The 5,754-nt window shown below is 70.9% G+C and carries 8 protein-coding genes; 1 reads left to right on the forward strand and 7 read right to left on the reverse strand.

Annotated elements, in window-relative coordinates:
- From VKG64_07505 to VKG64_07515, 3 genes are all read right to left on the reverse strand, one after another.
- The coding region (locus tag VKG64_07505) for a gamma-glutamyltransferase (protein HKB24887.1) at positions 1 to 1,101 on the reverse strand (1,101 nt) is incomplete at its 3' end.
- Between the two features lie 228 nt (positions 1,102 to 1,329).
- Positions 1,330 to 1,530, reverse strand: a complete 201-nt coding sequence (locus tag VKG64_07510; GenBank protein ID HKB24888.1) for a hypothetical protein — start codon at positions 1,528 to 1,530, stop codon at positions 1,330 to 1,332.
- A gap of 8 nt (positions 1,531 to 1,538) precedes the next feature.
- A complete protein-coding gene (locus tag VKG64_07515) occupies positions 1,539 to 1,739 on the reverse strand; it encodes a hypothetical protein (GenBank protein ID HKB24889.1) in 201 nt (66 codons plus the stop codon).
- A 69-nt stretch (positions 1,740 to 1,808) separates the two neighbouring features.
- Between VKG64_07515 and VKG64_07520 the strand changes: the two genes are divergently transcribed.
- On the forward strand, positions 1,809 to 2,537 hold the full coding sequence (locus VKG64_07520; protein ID HKB24890.1) for a gamma-glutamyl-gamma-aminobutyrate hydrolase family protein: 729 nt from the start codon (positions 1,809 to 1,811) through the stop codon (positions 2,535 to 2,537).
- Here VKG64_07520 and VKG64_07525 read toward each other — a convergent pair.
- The 4 genes from VKG64_07525 to VKG64_07540 form a co-directional block, all read right to left on the reverse strand.
- Entirely contained in the window at positions 2,534 to 3,385 is an 852-nt protein-coding gene (locus tag VKG64_07525; GenBank protein ID HKB24891.1) for an MBL fold metallo-hydrolase, read from the reverse strand. The genes VKG64_07520 and VKG64_07525 overlap by 4 nt on opposite strands.
- 13 nt (positions 3,386 to 3,398) lie before the next feature.
- Positions 3,399 to 4,100, reverse strand: coding sequence for an ABC transporter ATP-binding protein (locus VKG64_07530; protein ID HKB24892.1), 702 nt, complete (start codon positions 4,098 to 4,100; stop codon positions 3,399 to 3,401).
- The gene (locus VKG64_07535) at positions 4,100 to 4,855 is read right to left on the reverse strand and encodes an ABC transporter ATP-binding protein (protein ID HKB24893.1); all 756 of its coding nucleotides are present in this window, start codon (positions 4,853 to 4,855) and stop codon (positions 4,100 to 4,102) included. The genes VKG64_07530 and VKG64_07535 overlap by 1 nt, the downstream gene beginning before the upstream one ends.
- On the reverse strand, positions 4,848 to 5,754 hold a 907-nt coding region (locus VKG64_07540), incomplete at its 5' end, for a branched-chain amino acid ABC transporter permease (GenBank protein ID HKB24894.1). The genes VKG64_07535 and VKG64_07540, both read right to left, overlap by 8 nt.

Here is a 5,754-nt window from a genome sequence, read left to right on the forward strand (position 1 = left end):
GCCGGCCGGCGGCATCTCGCGCCACGCGCGCTCGCGCACCAGCTCGCGTCGTGCCGCCGCGTACGCCTTCGAGAGCAGCCGATCGGCCGGGACCTTCACGAAGTTCGGATCGCCGTAGTAGGCGTCGCGGTCGGCGAACGCGAGCTTGACCGTCTCGACGAGCCGGTGGAGATACGCGGGCGAGTTGTGGCCGAGCGACTTCAGATCGACGCCGTCGAGCATGTTGAACATCTGCAACAGCGACGGGCCCTGGCACCAGAACCCGCACGCGGCGATCTCGTACCGGCCGAACGCCGTCCGGAACGCGGGCGCGACCTCGACGCTCCACTCGGCGAGGTCCTCGTACGCGAGCGGACCGCCCTCGACCCGGTGGAACTCGGCGATGCGCTTCGCCGTCTCGCCGCGGTAGAACTCGTCGCGCGCCGCGCGGATACCGGCCTCGCGGTTCCCGCCGGCCTTCGCCTCCGCACGCCCCATCCGCCGGAGGGTCTCGCCGAGCTCGCGCTGGACCAGGATCTCGCCGGTCCGGTACGCGCGCCCGTCCTTCAGATAGAGCGCGGTGGACGTCGGCCAGCGGCGGTACTTGTCGGCGTTCGTCCCCATCTGGTAGGCGGAGAAGATCGAGACCGGGAAACCGCGCTCGGCGTGCTCGGTGGCCGCCGTCGCCACCTCGGCGAAGGACATCGTCCCCCAGCGCTCGAGCGCTGTGAGCCAGGCGCCCGGCGCCGCCGGCACCACGGTGCGCGCGAGGCCCGGAGGGATCTGGCCCTTGTGGTTGTCGCGGAAGTACGCGGCGCTCGAGGCGCGCGGATACGGGCCGACGCCCGAGACCTGCCACGTCTCCCCCGTGCGCGCCACGTGGACGAGGATCGGCGCGACGCCCGCGACGCTCACCATGTCGCAGTGGACGACGCCGAGCGTGAGCCCCGCGGCGACGCCCGCGTCGATCGCGTTGCCGCCCGCCGCCAGCACCCGGGCCGCGGCCTCGGAGGCGAGCGCGTGGCCCGCCGCGACGGCCCAGCGCGTGCCGATCGCCTGCACGGTGGCCGTCGGCGAATGGGCGGGCGCCTTCTGCTGCGAGGAGACGGAGTCGAGGCTCATGAGGCGCCTATCTTACCATCCTGCCCCCGCTCGCTTCCGGGCTGTAAGACCCGGCGCACCTCCGCGTTCTATCCGGAGTTACCCGAGGAGTTCCGGAAACGCGAACCGACGAAAGGGGTGAGGGAGATGGCGCTCGAGCTCATGTGGGCATTCCTCTTCGTGTGAGCCGAATTCGGGGGGTGTCGGCGGCGAATCGGGGCGAGGGGGCCGTCCCCTCGCCCTGACCCGTCACCGCTTGCGACGGGTCGCCCGCGACTTGGCCCGGGTTTTTCGCGCGCCCTTCGGTGCCTGCTGAACCGGCTTGAACTTCAGCGGACCCATGTTGTTCCAGCGCAAGTCGATGTAGTTGTCGCCCACACGGACTTCGTCGGGCGGACCTTTCGTCACGGCCGAGTAGGCTCGGATCAGAGTGATCGTCTTCTTTCCCATCTCCCGCCTCAGGAATCTTCCTCGCTTTGTACCACGGTGAACGGTCGGCTGCCAAGCAGATGACCATCCACGACGAGTTGCAGTTCGTAGAGTCCGGGTCGCTCGACATGCACGGCGCCAAGTCTGAAGCCGAGCTCACTGACCGCGTCCCGCGAGAGCAGGGTCACGTCGAGTCGTGCAATTTCCCTCGTCACCGCGAGGTCGTGCAAGCGTAAGAGATCGAAACGCAGTCGATGCCTCGAATTCGATACAGGGCGCGGGCGTGCTACGCTTCAACCATGCCCGCGCCGCTCATCGGCGTCTCGACCTCGGTCACCGTGAACAAAGCGCCCGAGCGCGCATACGTGAACACGGCGTACCTGAGCGCGGTCCAGCAAGCGGGCGGGGTCCCCGTGCTCCTCGCGCCAGGCCTCGACGCGTCCGCGCTCCGGACCCTGTGGGAGCGGCTCGACGGTCTCGTCCTCACCGGCGGCGGCGACATCGACCCGGCGCGCTTCGGCGAGCCGCGGCACCCCACGACCGATGACGTCTCGGAGTCGCGCGACGCTCTCGAGCTCGGCCTGGTGCACAAGGCGCTCGAGGACGACGTGCCCCTCTTCGCGATCTGCCGCGGCCTCCAGGTGGTGAACGTCGCGCTCGGTGGCAGCCTTCACCAGGAGATCAGGGACCAGCTCGGAAGCCCGATCGAGCACAGCCAGAAGGAGCCGCGCGAACAGCCGACGCACGACGTGAAGGTGATGGGCGAGGGCACGCGCCTGGGGAAGATCCTCGGCGCCCTCGAGCTCCGCGTGAACAGCATGCACCACCAGGCGATCAAGACGCTCGGGCGCGGCGTGCGCGACGTCGCCTGGGCGCCCGACGGCGTCATCGAAGCCGCGGAGCTCGAGGACCGGGCGCGCTTCCTGGTCGGCGTGCAGTGGCACCCGGAGGACCTCGTCGGCCACGACCCCGCCGCGCGGAAGCTCTTCGCGGCGCTCATCGCCGAGGCCCGCGGCCGGAACGGCTAGGCGATCTCCCAGCGCGAGGGCGCGTCCTTCACGATGGTCTCGCTCACCCGCCCCTCGCGCTTCAGCTTCTTCAAGTGGGACTCGACCGACATCGCGGCCATCGCGTGGAGCGCCTTCGGCACCTCGGCGTAGATCCGCTCCACCATCGCGGGGATCGTCGTGAGCCCGTCCCCCAGCGCCGCGAGGATCTGCCGCTCGCGCAGCATCCGGTGGTCGATGTACTCCTGGATCTTCGCCGGCGCGTCCGCGATGACGGGACCGTGCGCCGGGTAGATGCGGCGGACGTCGAGCCGCTGGAGACGCCGGAGCGAGGCGAGATAGTCGCCGAGGTCGCCGTCCTCCGACGGGATGACCGTCGTCGAGCCGCCGAGGATCACGTCGCCGGTGAAGACGGCCTTCTCCTCGACGAGGTAGTAGCAGAGGTGGTCGGAGGCGTGGCCGGGCGTGTGGATCGGCATCAGCGTCACGCCCTCGCCCTCGACCTTCTGGCCGTCGCGCAGGTCGTCCATCGGCTCGGGGAGCCCGCTGTCCTTGTGGATCATCTTCGCCACGCGGAGGCCGCGGAAGCGCCCGCGGAGCTGGCCGACGCCGCCCATGTGGTCGCGGTGGCGGTGCGTGAGGATGACGCGCGAGGGCTGGCTGAAGCCGCGCTCGCCGAGGTAGCGCTCCATGAGCGGCAGGTAGTCGGCCACGCCCGCGCCCGTGTCGATCAGGATCGGGTCGCGCCGGCCGACGAGGTAGGTGTTGGTGCCCGGCCCCGTCATCATGCCGGGGTTGAGGCCGAGCACGCGCCCCACCAGCGCGGACACGGTCGCCGTCCTCGGAAACGCCGGATCGATCCAGCTCACGCCCGTCAGTCTCTCACACGCCCAGGTAACGGTGCTGGACGTCCTCGCGCGCGCGGAGCTCGGCCGAGCCGCCGCGCCAGACGATCTGCCCCTTCTCGATGATGTAGTGCGCGTCGGCGATGCGCGTCAGCGCGACCAGGTCCTTGTCGATCAGGAGGATCGCCTGGCCGCGCGCCTTCAGCCGCTCGACGCAGCGCCAGATCTCGGCGCGAACGAGCGGCGCCAGGCCCTCCGTCGCCTCGTCGAGGATCAGGAGCCGCGGGTTCGTCATGAGCGCGCGCCCGATCGCGAGCATCTGCTGCTCGCCGCCCGAGAGGGCGCCGCCGAGGCTCCGCGCGCGGGCCGCGAGCTGGGGGAAGAGCTCGAACACCCTGGGGACGGTCCACGGGTCCGCGCCGCCGCCGCGGTTCGCGGCGGTCGCCACGAGGTTCTCGCGCACCGTGAGGTTCGGGAACACCTGGCGGCCCTCGGGCACGAGGCCGATCCCGACCTGGGCGACGCGGTACGACGGGAGCCCGTGGATCGGCCGGCCGTCGAAGCGGACCGCGCCGGCCCGCGGCCTCACGATGCCCATGATCGAGCGGACCGTCGTCGTCTTGCCCATGCCGTTCCGGCCGAGCAGCGTCGCCACCTGCCCGGCCTCGACGGTGAGGCTCACGCCGAAGAGCACCTGGCTCATGCCGTACGCGGTCTCGATCGCCTCGACGACCAGCATCAGGCCGCGGCATCCTCGCCGAGGTAGGCGCGCCGCACCTCGGCGTTGGCGCGGATCTCGGCCGGCGTCCCCGTCGCGATGATGCGGCCGTAGACCATCACGGAGATCCGGTCGGCGAGCGTGAACACCGCGTCCATGTCGTGCTCGACGAGCACGAGCGTGAGGAGCTCCTTGAGCGTGCCGAGGAAGCGGATCATGCGCTGCGTCTCGTCGAGCCCCATCCCGGCGACGGGCTCGTCGAGCAGGAGCAGGCGCGGCTTCGTCGCGAGCGCCATCGCGATCTCGAGCTGGCGCTGCTCGCCGTGGGCGAGGTTGGCCGCGAGCACGTCGGCGCGCTCGCCCAGTCCCACGGAGGCGAGAACGGCCCGCGCCGGCTCGCGCAGCGCCCGCTCCGCGCGCGCGGGGCGCCAGAAGGCGAAGCTGTGTCCGGAATGCGCCTGGACGGCGAGCGCGACGTTGTCGAGCGCCGAGAAGTCCCGGAAGATGCTCGTGATCTGGAAGGAGCGCGCGAGGCCGAGGCGCGACCGCGCGGGGGCGTCGAGGCCGGCGATGTCCCGGCCGGCGAAGCTGATCGTGCCCGCATCGACGCTCAGGTCACCCGCCAGCTGCGAGAGGAGCGTCGTCTTGCCCGCGCCGTTCGGCCCGATGATCGCGTGGGTCTCGCCCCTGACCACGTCGAGGTCCACGCGGTCGGTCGCGCGGAGCCCGCCGAAGCTCTTGCTGAGCCCGCGGACGGCGAGGAACAGCTCAGCCATCGCGGGGCGCCTCGCCGGGCAAGAGGCCGAAGAGCCCGCGTTTCGCGAAGAGCACGACCAGGACGAGGAAGGGCCCGAGGACGATCTGCCAGTGCTCGGTCAGAGCGGACAACACGTCCTCGAGGAGCAGGAACACGACGGCGCCGACGACGGGCCCGTAGAGCGTCCCCATCCCCCCGAGGATCACCATGAACATGATCTCGCCCGAGCGGGTCCAGTGCATGAAGTCGGGCGTCAGGTACTCGGTCTGGTTCGCGAGGAGCGCGCCCGCCAGGCCGCACACGCTCCCGGCGAGCACGAACGCCGTGAGCTTGTAGCGGTAGGTGGGAAAGCCGATCGCCCGGGCGCGCGGCTCGTTCGACCGGGCGCCGCGCACGACCATGCCGAAGCGCGCGGCGACCAGCCGCCGCCCCAGGACGAGGAAGAGGAGCAGGAGCCCGAGGACCAGGTAGTAGAACGCGTACGGGTTCCGCAGGTCGATGAGGCCCGCGAACTGGCTTCGCGACTTGAGCGGCATGCCGTTGTCGCCGCCGTACGCGTCGAGGCTGATCCCCAGGTAGTAGAGCATCTGGGTGAAGGCCAGCGTGATCATGATGAAGTAGACCCCGCTCGTGCGGAGCGAGATCGCGCCGATCACGAGCGCGACGAGCGCCGAGGCGACGACGGCGACGGGCCACTGGACGAGGCCGCTGTGGATCCCGTGGAAGGCGAGGATCCCGACCGCGTAGGCGCCGACGCCGAGATAGGCCGCGTGGCCGAAGCTCACCATGCCGCCGTAGCCCAGGATCAGGTCGAGGCTCGCCGCCGCGAGCGCGAAGATGAGCATGCGCCGGAAGAGGTCGACGTAGAACGGCTGGTCGAGCACGGCGGCCGCCGGCGGCACGAGGGCGAGGGCGAGC

This window comes from Candidatus Methylomirabilota bacterium (assembly GCA_035260325.1).
Lineage (GTDB): Bacteria > Methylomirabilota > Methylomirabilia > Rokubacteriales > CSP1-6 > AR19.

What these genes read in the sequence shown, in the direction of transcription:
- VKG64_07510 (HKB24888.1), bottom strand. Translation starts at nt 1,530, where the DNA reads ATGGGAAAGAAGACGATCACTCTGATCCGAGCCTACTCGGCCGTGACG.
- VKG64_07520 (HKB24890.1), top strand. Translation starts at nt 1,809, where the DNA reads ATGCCCGCGCCGCTCATCGGCGTCTCGACCTCGGTCACCGTGAACAAA.
- VKG64_07530 (HKB24892.1), bottom strand. Translation starts at nt 4,100, where the DNA reads ATGCTGGTCGTCGAGGCGATCGAGACCGCGTACGGCATGAGCCAGGTG.
- VKG64_07535 (HKB24893.1), bottom strand. Translation starts at nt 4,855, where the DNA reads ATGGCTGAGCTGTTCCTCGCCGTCCGCGGGCTCAGCAAGAGCTTCGGC.